The 13,071-nt window shown below is 70.7% G+C and carries 14 protein-coding genes and 3 pseudogenes; 8 read left to right on the top strand and 9 right to left on the bottom strand.

All coding sequences use genetic code 11. From position 1 onward, the window contains the following. Window positions 1-28: 28 nt before the first annotated feature. Together ACTWJ9_RS00660 and ACTWJ9_RS00655 are read right to left on the bottom strand one after the other, a co-directional pair. Window positions 29-993, bottom strand: a pseudogene (locus tag ACTWJ9_RS00660) (NAD(P)/FAD-dependent oxidoreductase). Window positions 994-997: 4 nt separating this feature from the next. Beyond that, the gene (locus ACTWJ9_RS00655; protein ID WP_279332024.1) at window positions 998-1,420 is read right to left on the bottom strand and encodes an arsenate reductase ArsC; all 423 of its coding nucleotides are present in this window, start codon (window positions 1,418-1,420) and stop codon (window positions 998-1,000) included. A gap of 105 nt (window positions 1,421-1,525) precedes the next feature. On the opposite strand from ACTWJ9_RS00655, the gene ACTWJ9_RS00650 reads away from it, so the two are divergent. The 3 genes from ACTWJ9_RS00650 to ACTWJ9_RS00640 are packed head-to-tail and all read left to right on the top strand — an operon-like array spanning window position 1,526 to window position 3,806. Then, window positions 1,526-1,834 (top strand): ArsR/SmtB family transcription factor, encoded by a 309-nt coding sequence (locus tag ACTWJ9_RS00650; RefSeq protein WP_279332023.1) that lies wholly within the window; start codon window positions 1,526-1,528, stop codon window positions 1,832-1,834. Between the two features lie 38 nt (window positions 1,835-1,872). After that, a complete protein-coding gene (locus tag ACTWJ9_RS00645; RefSeq protein WP_279332022.1) occupies window positions 1,873-2,643 on the top strand; it encodes an aquaporin family protein in 771 nt (256 codons plus the stop codon). Continuing rightward, entirely contained in the window at window positions 2,640-3,806 is a 1,167-nt protein-coding gene (locus tag ACTWJ9_RS00640; RefSeq protein ID WP_279332021.1) for an ArsO family NAD(P)H-dependent flavin-containing monooxygenase, read from the top strand. The genes ACTWJ9_RS00645 and ACTWJ9_RS00640 overlap by 4 nt, the downstream gene beginning before the upstream one ends. 5 nt (window positions 3,807-3,811) lie before the next feature. Here ACTWJ9_RS00640 and ACTWJ9_RS00635 read toward each other — a convergent pair whose 3' ends face one another. The 3 genes from ACTWJ9_RS00635 to ACTWJ9_RS00625 all read right to left on the bottom strand — a co-directional run bounded on the left by ACTWJ9_RS00635 (window position 3,812) and on the right by ACTWJ9_RS00625 (window position 6,452). After that, on the bottom strand, window positions 3,812-3,991 hold the full coding sequence (locus ACTWJ9_RS00635; protein WP_279332019.1) for a hypothetical protein: 180 nt from the start codon (window positions 3,989-3,991) through the stop codon (window positions 3,812-3,814). Window positions 3,992-4,170: 179 nt separating this feature from the next. Further along, a complete protein-coding gene (locus ACTWJ9_RS00630; protein ID WP_443295031.1) occupies window positions 4,171-4,575 on the bottom strand; it encodes a (2Fe-2S) ferredoxin domain-containing protein in 405 nt (134 codons plus the stop codon). Then, window positions 4,572-6,452, bottom strand: a complete 1,881-nt coding sequence (locus ACTWJ9_RS00625; RefSeq protein WP_279332017.1) for an HAD-IC family P-type ATPase — start codon at window positions 6,450-6,452, stop codon at window positions 4,572-4,574. Before ACTWJ9_RS00625 ends, ACTWJ9_RS00630 begins: the two co-directional genes overlap by 4 nt. A gap of 95 nt (window positions 6,453-6,547) precedes the next feature. On the opposite strand from ACTWJ9_RS00625, the gene ACTWJ9_RS00620 reads away from it, so the two are divergent. Continuing rightward, a complete protein-coding gene (locus ACTWJ9_RS00620; protein ID WP_279332016.1) occupies window positions 6,548-6,937 on the top strand; it encodes an ArsR/SmtB family transcription factor in 390 nt (129 codons plus the stop codon). A 76-nt stretch (window positions 6,938-7,013) separates the two neighbouring features. Here ACTWJ9_RS00620 and ACTWJ9_RS00615 read toward each other — a convergent pair. Further along, window positions 7,014-7,722 (bottom strand): annotated as a pseudogene (locus tag ACTWJ9_RS00615) (IS6 family transposase). Window positions 7,723-8,167: 445 nt separating this feature from the next. Continuing rightward, window positions 8,168-8,899 carry an SDR family oxidoreductase gene (locus tag ACTWJ9_RS00610; protein WP_279332015.1) on the bottom strand — a complete coding sequence of 244 codons (732 nt, stop codon included), beginning with the start codon at window positions 8,897-8,899 and terminating at the stop codon, window positions 8,168-8,170. Between the two features lie 557 nt (window positions 8,900-9,456). Between ACTWJ9_RS00610 and ACTWJ9_RS00605 the strand changes: the two genes are divergently transcribed. From ACTWJ9_RS00605 to ACTWJ9_RS00590, 4 genes and pseudogenes are all read left to right on the top strand, one after another. Then, window positions 9,457-10,065 (top strand): TMEM175 family protein, encoded by a 609-nt coding sequence (locus ACTWJ9_RS00605; RefSeq protein ID WP_279332014.1) that lies wholly within the window; start codon window positions 9,457-9,459, stop codon window positions 10,063-10,065. Continuing rightward, window positions 9,987-10,625: a Tn3 family transposase gene (locus tag ACTWJ9_RS00600; RefSeq protein WP_443295030.1), complete on the top strand. Its 639-nt coding sequence runs from the start codon at window positions 9,987-9,989 to the stop codon at window positions 10,623-10,625. The genes ACTWJ9_RS00605 and ACTWJ9_RS00600 overlap by 79 nt, the downstream gene beginning before the upstream one ends. After that, window positions 10,525-11,244: pseudogene (locus tag ACTWJ9_RS00595) on the top strand (IS6 family transposase). Before ACTWJ9_RS00600 ends, ACTWJ9_RS00595 begins: the two are co-directional and overlap by 101 nt. Window positions 11,245-11,453: 209 nt before the next feature. After that, the gene (locus tag ACTWJ9_RS00590) at window positions 11,454-11,909 is read left to right on the top strand and encodes a Ppx/GppA phosphatase family protein (RefSeq protein ID WP_279332012.1); all 456 of its coding nucleotides are present in this window, start codon (window positions 11,454-11,456) and stop codon (window positions 11,907-11,909) included. Here ACTWJ9_RS00590 and ACTWJ9_RS00585 read toward each other — a convergent pair. Both ACTWJ9_RS00585 and ACTWJ9_RS00580 read right to left on the bottom strand, forming a co-directional pair. Beyond that, the gene (locus ACTWJ9_RS00585) at window positions 11,878-12,240 is read right to left on the bottom strand and encodes an integrase core domain-containing protein (protein WP_443295028.1); all 363 of its coding nucleotides are present in this window, start codon (window positions 12,238-12,240) and stop codon (window positions 11,878-11,880) included. The genes ACTWJ9_RS00590 and ACTWJ9_RS00585 overlap by 32 nt on opposite strands. A 423-nt stretch (window positions 12,241-12,663) precedes the next feature. Next, entirely contained in the window at window positions 12,664-13,002 is a 339-nt protein-coding gene (locus tag ACTWJ9_RS00580) for an integrase (protein WP_279332011.1), read from the bottom strand. Window positions 13,003-13,071 lie beyond the last annotated feature (69 nt).

The following is a 13,071-nucleotide window of genomic DNA, read 5'->3' as shown; positions in this document are numbered from 1 at the left end:
TTCCTCGTTCGCGATGAGGCGGACGACGTCAGACGGTGACGGTCGTCACGGGCGCTGCTCGTGCCTCTCCGAGGGCTGCCAGGTAGTGCTCGGCGTCCAGCGCGGCGGCGCAGGCCAGGCCCGGCCGCAATGATCGCCTGTTGGTAGGTGTGGTCCACGACGTCGCCGCCTCCGAAGACGCCGGGGACGTTCGTGAGGGTCGAGGGTGACCGGGCCTTCAGATAGCCCTCGGAATCCAGCTTCAGCTGGCCCTTGAACAACTCGGTGCGCGGGTCGTGGCCGATCGCGATGAACAAGCTGGTCGCAGCCAGTTTGCGTGTCCTGCCGGTGAGCGTGTCGCGCAGGGTGAGGCCGGACCACATGCCGTCCCCCTCGTGGAGTTCGGCGACCTCGCTGTCGAAGGCGAAGGAGATCTTGTCGTCGGAGGACGCCCGGTCCTGCATGACCTTCGAGGCCCGCAGGTTGGAGCGGCAGTGGACGACGGTGACCGACTTCGCGAGGGGGTGAGGAAGGTGGCCTCCTCCATGGCGGTGTCGCCGCCGCCGATGACGACGATGTCCCGATCCCGGAAGAAGAGCCCGTCACAGGTCGCGTACCAGGACACGCCCCGGCCGGACAGCTCCTCCTCGCGGGGCAGGCCGAGCTTGTGGTAACCGGAGCAGGTCGCGAGGATCACCTTCCTCGCGCGGTGCACGGTGCCGACGGATTCGGTGAGCAACTTGATGTCACCGGCCAGGCCGACGGAGACGATGTCGTCGTCGATTGCCTTGGCATCGAACTTCTTGGCCTGGACCCGCATGTTCTCCATCAGTACCGGCCCGTCGACGCCCTCGGGGGGAAGCCGGGGAAGTTCCCCACCCCGGTCGTGGTCGTCAGGGAGTTGCCGACGAAGATGGAGCTGCCGAGCAGCAGGAGCCTGGGCTGGGCGCGGGCGGTGTAGAGGGTGGCGGTGTATCCGGCGGGGCCGGAGCCGATGATGGCGACGTCGCGTATGTCGCTACGCCGTGGCCTCCGGCTTCTCGGGGGCGATCTCGGCGATCAGGCCCTCGACCAGGGTTTTGATCTCGTCGCGGATCGGGCGGACGGCCTCGACGCCCTGGCCGGCCGGGTCGTCCAGTTGCCAGTCCAGGTATCGCTTGCCGGGGAAGACCGGGCAGGTGTCGCCGCAGCCCATGGTGATGCAGACGTCGGACTCCTTGACCGCGTCGACGGTGAGGATCTTCGGGGTCTCGGCGGAGATGTCGATGCCGACCTCCGCCATGGCCTCGACGGCGGCCGGGTTGACGTGCTCGCCCGGGTTGGAGCCGGCGGAGCGGACCTCGATGCGGCCCCCGGCCAGGTGGCTCAGCCACGCTGCGGCCATCTGGGAACGGCCGGCGTTGTGGACGCAGACGAAGAGGACGGAGGGCTTGTCGGACATCAGAGGTCTCTCTTGTCTCGCAACAGGGACGGGCACGGATCACAACAGATGGACCACAACAGCACCCGGTGGTGTCAGTCACCGCTGATGTGAGAGTATCAGCGCATGCTGACGTCAGTCGACACTGATCTGATTCGGGTTCTGGCCGACCCGCTCAGGCTCCAGATCGTGACCCTGCTCGCCCAAGAGACGCTGTGCACCACCCACCTGGTGGAGGAGACCGGTGCCAAGCAGACCAACCTCTCCAACCATTTGAGAGTGCTGCGCGAGGCCGGGGTCGTGGAGACGGAGCCGTGCGGCCGGTTCACCTACTACAAGCTGCGCGCGGACGTCATCGCCTCCCTCGCGGGCCAGTTCGCCGAGCTGGCCGAGTCCGCCCGCACGGCCGCCGACAACAAGCGGTCCTGCCCCTGATCCCTCGCCTCCCCGGCGACTGCACCAAGGAGTCCTTGTTGACCGCCACGCACGACTTTGCCGCGGAGTCGGCGATACCCGCGGCCGAACCGCAGCCTGCTCCGGGCGCCACCCCGCCCCGCAGGCCGCTGGCCGCCCGGGCCGCCGCCGAACTGGTCGGCGCCGCGGGCCTCGTGGCGGTGGTGATCGGCTCCGGTATCCAGGCCACCGAGCTGACGAAGGACGTCGGGGTGCAGTTGCTGGCCAACTCCCTGGCCACCGTCTTCGGCCTCGGCGTCCTGATCCTCCTGTTCGGCCCGGTCTCCGGCGCGCACTTCAACCCGGCTGTCACGCTGGCCGAGTGGTGGACGGGCAGGCGCGGTGGCGCGGGGGTGACAACCCGCGAGGCGGCGGTCTATGTCCCCGCGCAGATCGTGGGTGCGATCGCGGGAGCGATCCTGGCGGACGCGATGTTCGGCGAGCCGCTGGTGGAGTGGTCGACCCGCGACCGGTCCGCCGGGCACCTGCTGCTCGGCGAGGTCGTCGCCACGGCCGGCCTGATCCTGCTGATCTTCGGCCTGGCCCGCACCGACCAGCTGCGATTCGCCCCCGTCGCCGTCGCCTCCTACATCGGCGCCGCCTACTGGTTCACCTCGTCGACGTCCTTCGCGAACCCCGCGGTGACCATCGGCCGTGCCTTCAGCGACACGTTCGCGGGCATCGCGCCCGGCTCGGTCGCGGGCTTCATCGGCATGCAGCTGATCGGCGCCGTGGTCGGACTGGCGCTCGTGGCCCTCATCTTCCCGCCCGGGCGGGAAGTCGCCGAGTGACGCGGACGCCACAGGTGGTGGTGATCGGCGGCGGCCAGGCCGGGCTCGCCGCCGGCTACCACCTGCGCCGCCTGGGCGTGGACTTCGTCATCCTCGACGGCCAGTCCACGCCGGGCGGCGCCTGGCAGCACGCCTGGGACTCCCTGCACCTGTTCTCCCCGGCCGCCCACTCGTCCCTGCCCGGCCGGCTCATGCCGTCCCAGCCCGGCGAGACATATCCCGATGCCTCGCACGTGGTCGCGTACCTCGCGGACTACGAGAAGCGGTACGACCTTCCCGTCCAGCGTGGCGCTCTCGTCCAGGCCGTGCACCGCGACGGGCCCTTCCTCCGCATCCAGGCCGACACCGGCACCTGGCAGGCCCGCGCGGTCATCAGCGCCACCGGCACCTGGACGCGCCCCTTCCTGCCGGCCGTCCCGGGACGCGAAGTCTTCCAGGGCCGGCAGCTGCACACCGTGGGCTACCGCCGCCCCGGCGACTTCGCCGGCCAGCGTGTCATCGTGGTCGGCGGCGGCAACTCCGGCGCCCAGATCGCTGCCGACCTCGCCCACGACACCGAGCTGACCTGGGTCACCCAGCGGCCACCGCGGTTTTTGGCCGACGACATCGACGGCCGCGCCCTGTTCGACGTCGCCACCGCCCGCCGCCGCGCCCTGGACGAGGGCCGCACCGACACCGCAGGCGTCGCCGCGCTCGGCGACATCGTCGCCGTACCGCCTGTGCGCCAGGCCCGGGACGCCGGACTGCTGAAGGCATCACCGATGTTCCTACGGCTCGACCGGCACGGAATCCTCTGGGCCGACGGGAGACGGGCGTCGGCCGACACGGTGATCTGGTGCACCGGTTTCCGTCCGGCACTTTCGCACCTGGCGCCCCTCGGGTTGCGCGGGGTACGGGGCCACATCGCCACTGCGGGCACCCGAGCGGTGGATGAGCCGCGCCTGCACCTGCTCGGCTACGGCGACTGGACCGGCCCGGCCTCCGCCACCCTGATCGGTGTCGGTCGCCCGGCCCGTGATGCGGCCCGCGAGATCGCCGAACTCCTGAAAACCGCTCACTGCCACCGCCGACTCCACGGTGAGATCGGCCACGTCCCACCCGTCGAATACGAGGCCGCTTCCTACCTCACAGCCGCAAAACCACAGGTCACAACCACAAACTGAGATCTCTACCGGACCCGGGGCGGTTCAGTGTCGGTGAACGCGGGCTGGGCAACCTCGCCTTGCAGGACGAGCAGTGGGTGCCGCAGGGCGAGAATCTCCACGTCTTTTTCGCGGTCGCTCATCAGCAGGAGACGTAGCAGGGTGAAGATGTCGGTGGCGGCGAGGTAGGCCAGGCGCAGCAGCACGACCGGTCATGATGTCGTCCTCCCTCGCCCGGGTGAAGACAGTGGGGTAGCCGGCAGCCACATCAGAGATGGCCGACCAAGGCCGTGGCCTGGGCGGGTGATTTATCGGCACCCGCCGAGCCCTACGGCGTTGAGCAGGACCGCCGCAATACCTGCCGCTGCGTCCGGCGGCGAGCGGGTCAGTCCTCGAGTTCGTGCCGGACGCGGCGGGAGGGCTGGAAGGCGTACAGGTCAAGGATGCCCGGTGGCTCGGCCAGGCCGGGGCCGCCGCCCTGGACCCAGGTGGTGATGTCGGTGGTGGCGTCGGGGTCGTTGACCAGGCCGAGCCAGACGGGGAGCCCGCCGGCCTTGCGGCCGGCCGTGGAGGGCTGGACGACGATGACGTTGGCGCGTTCGCAGGCGTCGAGGCAGTTGGTGACTCGTACGGTCGCGGCGCCGTCCACGGCCTGGCGCAGGTCGCGCAGTTGGGCTGTGTGGTCGAGGCCGGGGATCTTGGGGGTGCCGCAGCAGCAGCCACGGCAGACGGTGATGGTGGGCCGTGCCGCTCCCGTTGCAGGGGCGGTACGGCGGGTTCGTCTGCTCACGCGGTGTCCTTGGCGGGGTTGGTCCAGGCGGCCTCGCGCAGCAGGCGCAGGCCGTTGAGGCCGATGATGACGGTGGAGCCCTCGTGTCCGGCGACGCCGAGGGGCAGCGGGAGGGTGCCGATCAGGTCCCAGGCGACCAGGGCGGTGATGAACACTCCGGCGAGGGCCAGGTTCTGGCTGACCAGGCGGCGGGCGGTGCGCGAGAGGTTGACGACGGTGGGGATGGTGGCCAGCTCGTCGCGGACCACGACGGCGTCGGCGGTCTCCGGGGCGAGGTCGGAGCCGGCCTTGCCCATGGCGATGCCGGAGCGGGCGGCGGCCGGCGCGGAGGCGTCGTTGACGCCGTCGCCGACGACGAGCACCTTGCGGCCCTGCTCTTGCCATTCCCGCACGGCGGTGACCTTGTCCTGCGGCAGCAGCCCGGCGCGGACGTCGGTGATGCCGACCTCGGCGGCCAGGCGCCGGGCGGCGCGCTCGTTGTCACCGGTCAGCAGCACCGGGGTGCGGCCGGTCAGGCGGGTGAGTGCGGCGACGGTGGTGGCGGCGTCCGGCCGCAGCCGGTCGGCGATCCCCAGTACCCCCACCGGTGTTCCGTCGCGCAGCACCGCCACCGCGGTGCGCCCGGCCTCCTCCAGCTCCCGCACCACCTTCTGGTGGGCCGGGTCGGCGTCGGCGGGCAGCAGCCGGGCGGGGGAGCCGACCTGGACGGCGTGGCCGTCGACGGTGGCCCTGACACCCCGCCCGGGGACGGAGGCGAAGCCGCCCGCGTCGGCAAGAATCAGACTGCGTCCGCGGGCGGCGTCCACGACGGCGCGGGCCAGCGGGTGCTCGCTGGGGTGCTCGGCCGAGGCAGCGAGCGCGACGGCGTCGATCTGTCCGAGGCGTTCCATCACGACGGCGGACTTCGCGAGGACGCCGTGGCGTCCGGCGTCGGCGATCGCGGACAGCAGCGGCGGCATGGTGGAGAGCACGACCGCGCACGGCGAGGCGACGATCATGAAGGTCATCGCCCGCAGCAGGGCCGACTGCACCTCGTCGCCGAAGGTGAGCGGGACGGTGAAAACGGCCAGGGTCGCGATGACCATGCCGATCGAGTAGCGCTGTTCGATCTTCTCGATGAACAGCTGGGTGGGGGCCTTGGTCTCGGAGGCTTCCTCGACCATCGTCACGATCCGGGCGATCACGGAGTCCGCCGGGTCGCGCTCGACGCGCACGCGCAGGGCTCCGGTGCCGTTGACGGTGCCGGCGAACACTTCGTCCCCAGCCTGCTTGGCCACCGGCAGTGACTCGCCGGTGATGGTGGCCTGGTCGACGTCGCCGGCTCCGGTGAGGACCTGGCCGTCACCGCCGACCCGTTCGCCGGGCCTCACCAGGATCGTGTCCCCGACCTTCAGCCGTGCGGCGTCGACGCTCTCCTCCGTGCCGTCGGGCAGGAGCCTCGTCGCGGTGGAGGGGGCGAGGTCGAGCAGGCCGCGCACCGAGTCCGCGGTGCGGGCGGTCGCGACCGCCTCCAGGGCGCCGGAGGTGGCGAAGATGACGATCAGCAGCGCACCGTCCAGAATCTGGCCGATGGAGGCGGCGCCGAGCGCCGCGACGACCATCAGCAGGTCCACGTCCAGCGTCTTGTCCTTGAGGGCCTTCAGCCCCTCCCAGCCCGGCTCCCAGCCGCCAGTGACGTAGACGGTGGCGAACAGCGTCCCCCACAGCCACCCCGGGGCGCCCAGCAGGTACAGCGGCAGGGCGAGCAGGAACAGCACCAGCGCCGCGAGCGCCCACCGAGCCTCCGGCAGTGCCAGGACGCGCGTGCGGCGCCGCGGCAAGGAGGGACGCGGCCCGACGGCGGCCTGCGCGGGCCGCCGGTCCAGGACAGAGGGCATGACGGAGCAACCCTTCGCGGGTGGGCGGGGCAACGGCCCTCATGGTACAGGAATATCTGAACAGGTTTTCATGTGTGGTCGCTAGGATGGGCACCATGGGTCACGGAGCCGACGACAGGAACAACGCCACCTCGCGCGAGCGACTGGACGCGGCGGGGGCAACCGACGTCGCTGCGACCCTCCAGGCCCTCGCCACCCCCTCACGCCTGTACATCCTGGCCCGGCTCCAGGAAGGCCCCTGCTCGGTCGGCGACCTCGCCGACTCCGTCGGCATGGAAGCCTCCGCCTGCTCCCACCAACTGCGCCTGCTGCGCAACCTCGGACTGGTCACGGGTGAACGCCACGGGCGCTCGATCGTCTACGCCCTCTACGACAACCACGTCGCCGAGCTCCTCGACCAGGCGCTCTACCACGTAGAACACCTGCGCATGGGAATCCGCGACACCCCCGCAGTCGCCACCGAAGAGGCACCAGCCGGTCTGTAGGGCACTGTCACGTTGTTGGGTCGGGTGGTGCTGACGGCTCGCCGGGGTGATGGCTCGCCCGCGCGGGGCGCCGTGATCAGGCCGCCGCGGTGGCGCCGGTAACCTGCCGCCAGACAGTGAAGCGCTGGTTCATCCCGGTGCGGTACCGGGCCGCGGCCAGACGGTGACGCCGGGGCCGGACGTGGGACGAGATGCCGTTGAACGCGGACAGGAACCGCTGCGCGCAGCCAGGTGAGGTGAAGCGTTTCATCGCGCGCTCGCGCCGGCGGGTTGTCTGGTGGAAGTTCTCGGCCCGGTGGTTCAGGCACTTCGAGGTGCGGTGCTCCACGCCCGGCATGACCTGGTGGTGGGCCGCGCCACAGGAGCGGAGCTTGTCGGTCACCATCACCCGCGGCACGTACTCCAGATCCTTCGGAGCCGGCGAAGGAACCGCAGTGCGCCTTCAGGTCGCGCCGGGGCCGGACCAGGATGTCCAGCACGTTCCCGTCCCGGTCCACGGCCCGCCACAGGTACTTCCGCTCTCCGTCGATCTTGATGAGGGCCTCGTCCAGGTGCCACGCGTCCCCGGGCCTCGGCCGTCATCGGCGCAGTCCGTTCGCGTAGGCCTGCCCGAACGTGGCACACCGGCGGCGGACCGTCTCGTGGGAGACGACGGCACCGCGCTGCGGCATCCGCTCCTCCACCTCACGGAACGACAGCGGGAGGCGGAAGGACCGCCCCACGCAGGGGGAGATGCCCTCCACCGGGTACCGGTGCCCCCGGTACGACGGCGACGCGTCCCCCACGGACACCTCCTCCGACGTGATCAACCCGACGGTCATCCCACCCGGTCGGCCAACGTGACAGTGCCGCTCGGCTACCACCTGACGCTGGTCAGCGACGCCACCGCGGTCCTCAGCCCCGAGATGATGCACGCCGCTCACGAACTCAACGGCCCACCTACGCCCAGGCCATCGTCACCACGAACCAACTCGTCACCGCATTCAACGGGTCCCGTGATGACAGTCGGACTCGCCCGTGTTGAGGCTGCGGGGCCGCTACGCAACACCTCGCCATGCGGGCTTACCAGTCTCAACCCCTGCTTGTGCGAGGACCTTGCTGACGTGGGCCGGCAGGAGGGCGCCGCCGGACGACTCGTTGTGCGACATGGCGTTTCCTCTTCTTTGAGGCAATCGGAGTGGGAGCGACGCGCGCATCGCCCTGGACTGGCGCGGCAGGTCGCGGGACCGTTCAGGAGAGCCAGTCGGTGTAGTGGGTGGGGGCGATGCGGGCGTCGCTCGGGGCGGTGAGGACCTCGCCGTGGACGGCGGCGAACATGCCGGCGCTGTCGTCGGTGACGACAGCGCGCCCGTCGCCCCTGGCGGCCAGGGTGAGCCGGCCGAGTTCGTCGAGGGGGAGGACGTCGGGACCTGCGATGTTGAGGACGCCGTTCAGAGGGCTGCCGGTGGCGACTTCGGCGACGATGCCGGCGACGTCCGCAGCGGCGATCGGCTGGATCGGCGTGCGTGGCAGGCGAACGGTGTCGCCGTCGGCGGTCATGGCCAGGGCCGTTTCCATGAACTCCATGAACTGCGTGGCGCGGACGATGGAATACGGGATCGGCCCGGCCTTGAGGATGTTTTCCTGAAGCACCTTCGCCCGGTAGTAGTCCAGGTCGGGCACCCGGTCCGCGCCGACGATCGAGAGGATGGCGAAGTGCCCGACCCCGCCCTTCTCGCTCGCGGCAAGAAGGTGGTCCATCGAAGTCCGGAAGAAGGCGAGCGAGGCGGCGTCGAAGGTCGGGGAATTCGTCAGGTTGATGACGACGTCGACGCCCGCCACGGCCGCCTCCAGCCCCTGGCCGGTGATGATGTCCACGCCGGTGGAGAGGGAGTGCGGTACGGCCTGGTGTCCGGCCGCGTTCAGGTTTTCCACGACCCGTGACCCGATCAGCCCGGTTCCGCCGATGACTGCGAATTTCATGTTCTGGCCTTCCTTCGAAGAATTTGCTCGAAAAGCGGCTTGTGTGACCTTTGCCTTACTCTACGTACACCCGAACTCGGACACTCTCGCCCCGGCGAGCACGGCCACACCGTCGCCGCCCGCCTTGCCCCCTCGGCTGATCTGCTGCGCGCCGCGTTCACCCGCCACACCGTCACCGTCGGCAAATCCCTGTGGATCAGCGGCACCCACTGGAGGGCGCCCCCGCCGCGGCCCTCGAGCAGGGCGACGTCCGGCAGGCTGCCGGAACCCGTCTGGCGCCCCGGTCCTGTCCGACCGGGCCCCGGCCCGCGACGGGGTACAGGGCGGCCCGCACGGGGCTGCCCCCCGTCGCGAGGCCACGTCATGGCCGGCCGCCCTGTCCGCGTCTACCTGGTGATCAACCCGGGCCCGCTGTTCGGCGCCCGCCGCATCACCTTCCGCAGCTCCGCCCTCGCCGGTTTTGTCGTCCACGTCCACGTCGGCGGCCGGTCCCAGTCTCCAGGTGTCCACGATCAAGGAAAAGCTTCACTTCCCGGGCAGAGCTTTAGCATCGGCTCATGCCAACCGAGCGGATGGAAGCGTTCAGCGATGGGGTCATCGCCATCCTGATCACGGTCATGGTGCTCGAGCTGCCCACCCCGCACGGCACCACTTGGGCGGCCCTGCACGACGGGCTTCCGGTGCTGCTGACCTACGTGCTCAGCTTCGTCTACCTCGGCATCTACTGGAACAACCACCATCACATGCTGCAGGCGACCGATCGGGTGAACGGGGTGATCTTGTGGGCGAACCTGCACCTGTTGTTCTGGCTCTCCCTGATCCCCTTCACCACGGCCTGGATGGGCCAGAACCACTTCGCCGCCGTCCCCACGGCCGCGTACGGCATCGACCTGCTCGCCGCTGCCCTGGCCTACTACACGCTGCAGAAGACGATCACCCGGGACCAGGGTGCAGAGTCCCTGCTCGCCACCGCCGTGGGCAGGGACCTGAAGGGCAAGGTCTCGCCGCTGCTGTATGCGAGCGGCATCGGGCTGTCCTTCCTGAGCGACTGGCTCGCGGTGGCAATCTATGCCGGCGTCGCGTTGATGTGGCTGGTCCCCGACCGGAGGCTCGAGCGGACCATCGCTCACAGACCGACCCCGGGCCCGGGCGAGTCCGCCCGCTGACCCCCGCGGCGTCACGACGGCAGCGGCCTCCGGTCCTCCACTACGGCGAGGAGGGTGCCCTCACCGGCCCGGACAAGGAGCACGCCGAGACCTCCCTGCTCGCCCTGCACCTGCTCCAGTCGGCTCTCGTGCACGTCAACACGCTGCTGCTTCAGCAGGTCCTCGCCGAACCGGCCGGGACATGGAGACACACGGATGAGGGCCGGCGCAGGCTGACCGCGCTGTTCTGGTCGAACACCAACCTTGTACGGGACCTTCCGCCTCGACATGGACAAGCGGCTCGACCTGGCGCCCATGGCCACACACCCCGATATCCCCCTCGGCCCCCTCACCCCGCCTCTTCGAACTCGACAACGGCACCATGTCCCAGGCCCGCCTCGTCCGTGAGGTCTGGGGCACTGTCACGTTGGCCGACCGGGTGGGATGACCGTCGGGTTGATCACGTCGGAGGAGGTGTCCGTGGGGGACGCGTCGCCGTCGTACCGGGGGCACCGGTACCCGGTGGAGGGCATCTCCCCCTGCGTGGGGCGGTCCTTCCGCCTCCCGCTGTCGTTCCGTGAGGTGGAGGAGCGGATGCCGCAGCGCGGTGCCGTCGTCTCCCACGAGACGGTCCGCCGCCGGTGTGCCACGTTCGGGCAGGCCTACGCGAACGGACTGCGCCGATGACGGCCGAGGCCCGGGGACGCGTGGCACCTGGACGAGGCCCTCATCAAGATCAACGGAGAGCGGAAGTACCTGTGGCGGGCCGTCGACGCCGACGGCAGTGTCCCGGACCTCCTGGTGCAGAGCCGCCGGGGCGAAGCCGCCGCCCGGCGCTTCTTCCGCCACCTGATGAAGAAGACGCGCGTGGTGCCTCGGGTGGTGGTCACCGGCAGGCTCCGCTCCCACGGCGCCGCCCACCGCGGGGTCATGTCCTGCGTCGAGCACCGGCAGTCGAAGTACCTCGACAACCGGGCGGAGAACAGCCACCGGCCCACCCGGCAGCGCGAGCGCGCCATGAAGGGCTTCCGCAGTGTCGGCGGGGCGCAGCGGTTCCTGTCCGTGTTCAGCGGCATCTCGCCCCACTTCCGGCCATGCCGCCACCTGATGACCGCCTCGGCTCACCGAGCCGCGATGACCACTCGCTTCGTCAACTGGGACCAGAGCACCGGCACGGCCGGCCGACCCACCACGGCCTGAACGCGAGCCACCATGCCCGACGCACCATCAGGCAGTCACGCACCCAGCAACGTGACAACGCCAACAGTTCGCCACCCGGCTGTATTCGGGCAACGTCACGGCCAACGACGCAAGCGTGAACATCGATATCCTCACTCGCGCGGTAGCGCAACTGCCCTGGTGGCGCAGACAGAAGATCCTGTTCCGGGTGGACGGGGCCGGGTTCTCCCATGAACTGCTCACCTGGATCGCGAGCGCCGGCGGAGGCTCCAGCCCGACCTTCCGCTGGGAGTGCTCCATCGGCTGGTCCTTCACCGAGTGCGAGCAGGCGGCCATCGAGACCGTGGACCGGCTGGGCCCGTGCAGCCGGCCACCGGAGAAAGCGGCCGGGCGCCGCCGCCCAGGGCAAGGCACCGCGAGCCGGACGGCGGCTGGCGCTACCCCAGCTGCGCACGTCAGTCTCCCTGCTGGCCGATGCGGGACCGGCTCGCCGTGCCAAGCTGCCGGGCATCTCCCGGCACCGCGCCGAGCAGTCCCTGGCCGGAGCCCTGATCGCACAGGCCCTCATGGAAGCCTGCGGGGCCAGGAGCGTCGAGATCTGCCCGTGGTCCACCCGGGAAGGGCTCCTGCTCGAACGCCTCGGCCCACCCCACATCACGGCCGACCGGTCCCGCCTGGCCGGCTGAGCCCGAGGGACGTCGAAAGCGTCGACATCCGCACCATGAGGGTGGCCACCGTGAACGGGCATGAGTCACAGGGGATCCAGTTCCCCGCTCGCGAGCCCCCGCGATCGTGCCCTACCGCCGGCTGTTTCCGGGCTTCGGGTGGTCGTCGGTCTCGTGATCGGTGTGGCCGATGCGTGTTGCAGTGCTCCCGGTACTCGGCGAAGGCCTGACGGGCGGGGGCTTGGTTCACGATCAGGAGGTGGTCGAGGACCTCGCGCCGGATCGTGCCGATCACTCGCTCGCAGTGGGCGTCCCCACGCGGCGCCTGGGGCGCGCTGCGCAGCAGGTCCATGGCTTCGGCCGCGAAGACAGCGTCGAAGGAGTCGGTGTCCCTGCTGTCGTGGTTGCGGAGAACGAGGCGGAGCGACTCGACGCGTGCGCCGAGGCCGGCGGCCGGATGGTGGGCCTACCGGGTCGCCCACTGCGCGGTGGGGTGGGTGGTGATGCCGGTGATGCGGAGCCGGCGGGTGCCGTGTTCGCCGAACGCCGGTGCGTGCGGCCACCTGCCGGTGATCGTGTCGAGGTGGAAGGAGTCCGCCGCGGTGGTTCCCTCGGCCTGGGTGGTGAGGAATACGCGCCGGCTCGGGCCGCTGCCGGCCGCGCACGGGACTTCCCGGATGGTGGACGGTGCGCTCGGCTGCCCCGGCCGGGCCGGCTCACCCTGGATCCGCCGGTGGCACCACCGCGGGTTCTCCTGTGCCAGAGGCAGAACCCGCTACTGGAGCGTGGCGGCCGGGGGAGGGCGGCCGGTGCGGCGTCGGTCGGCGTAGTCCCCCTTCTTGGCGCTCGGCCTGCGGTGCCGGGCCGGCAGCGTCCCCGGCGTGACCGGGAAGAGAAGGCTCCGACGCCGGCACGGTATCAGCGGCGACAGCGCGGCCGGCCAGAAACGGTCCGCGGGCTGGTAGCGGACCGGACCGGCGAGGTGCCGTCGCAGCACCGCGTTCTCGTGCCGCGGCACCAGCAGTTCGGCGTCCTTGGCCGTGTCCCGGCGCAGCAGGACCGCAGACACGGGCAGCAGCGCCCGGGCGGCCCGGTATCGCAGCGAGGTGACCACTGGTGCGGCATCCCGGCCACCGCCGAGGGGTCGTGCGCGTGGGCTCCCACCAGCAGCGATGACTTCACG

This window comes from Streptomyces sp. GDS52 (assembly GCF_052246875.1).
GTDB classification, from domain to species: Bacteria; Actinomycetota; Actinomycetes; order Streptomycetales; family Streptomycetaceae; genus Streptomyces; species Streptomyces cathayae.
This window is presented reverse-complemented; position numbering and strand designations above follow the sequence as displayed.

What these genes read in the sequence shown, in the direction of transcription:
- ACTWJ9_RS00655 (WP_279332024.1), bottom strand. Translation starts at nt 1,420, where the DNA reads ATGTCCGACAAGCCCTCCGTCCTCTTCGTCTGCGTCCACAACGCCGGC.
- ACTWJ9_RS00650 (WP_279332023.1), top strand. Translation starts at nt 1,526, where the DNA reads ATGCTGACGTCAGTCGACACTGATCTGATTCGGGTTCTGGCCGACCCG.
- ACTWJ9_RS00625 (WP_279332017.1), bottom strand. Translation starts at nt 6,452, where the DNA reads ATGCCCTCTGTCCTGGACCGGCGGCCCGCGCAGGCCGCCGTCGGGCCG.
- ACTWJ9_RS00620 (WP_279332016.1), top strand. Translation starts at nt 6,548, where the DNA reads ATGGGTCACGGAGCCGACGACAGGAACAACGCCACCTCGCGCGAGCGA.
- ACTWJ9_RS00610 (WP_279332015.1), bottom strand. Translation starts at nt 8,899, where the DNA reads ATGAAATTCGCAGTCATCGGCGGAACCGGGCTGATCGGGTCACGGGTC.
- ACTWJ9_RS00605 (WP_279332014.1), top strand. Translation starts at nt 9,457, where the DNA reads ATGCCAACCGAGCGGATGGAAGCGTTCAGCGATGGGGTCATCGCCATC.
- ACTWJ9_RS00590 (WP_279332012.1), top strand. Translation starts at nt 11,454, where the DNA reads ATGAACTGCTCACCTGGATCGCGAGCGCCGGCGGAGGCTCCAGCCCGA.
- ACTWJ9_RS00585 (WP_443295028.1), bottom strand. Translation starts at nt 12,240, where the DNA reads ATGGACCTGCTGCGCAGCGCGCCCCAGGCGCCGCGTGGGGACGCCCAC.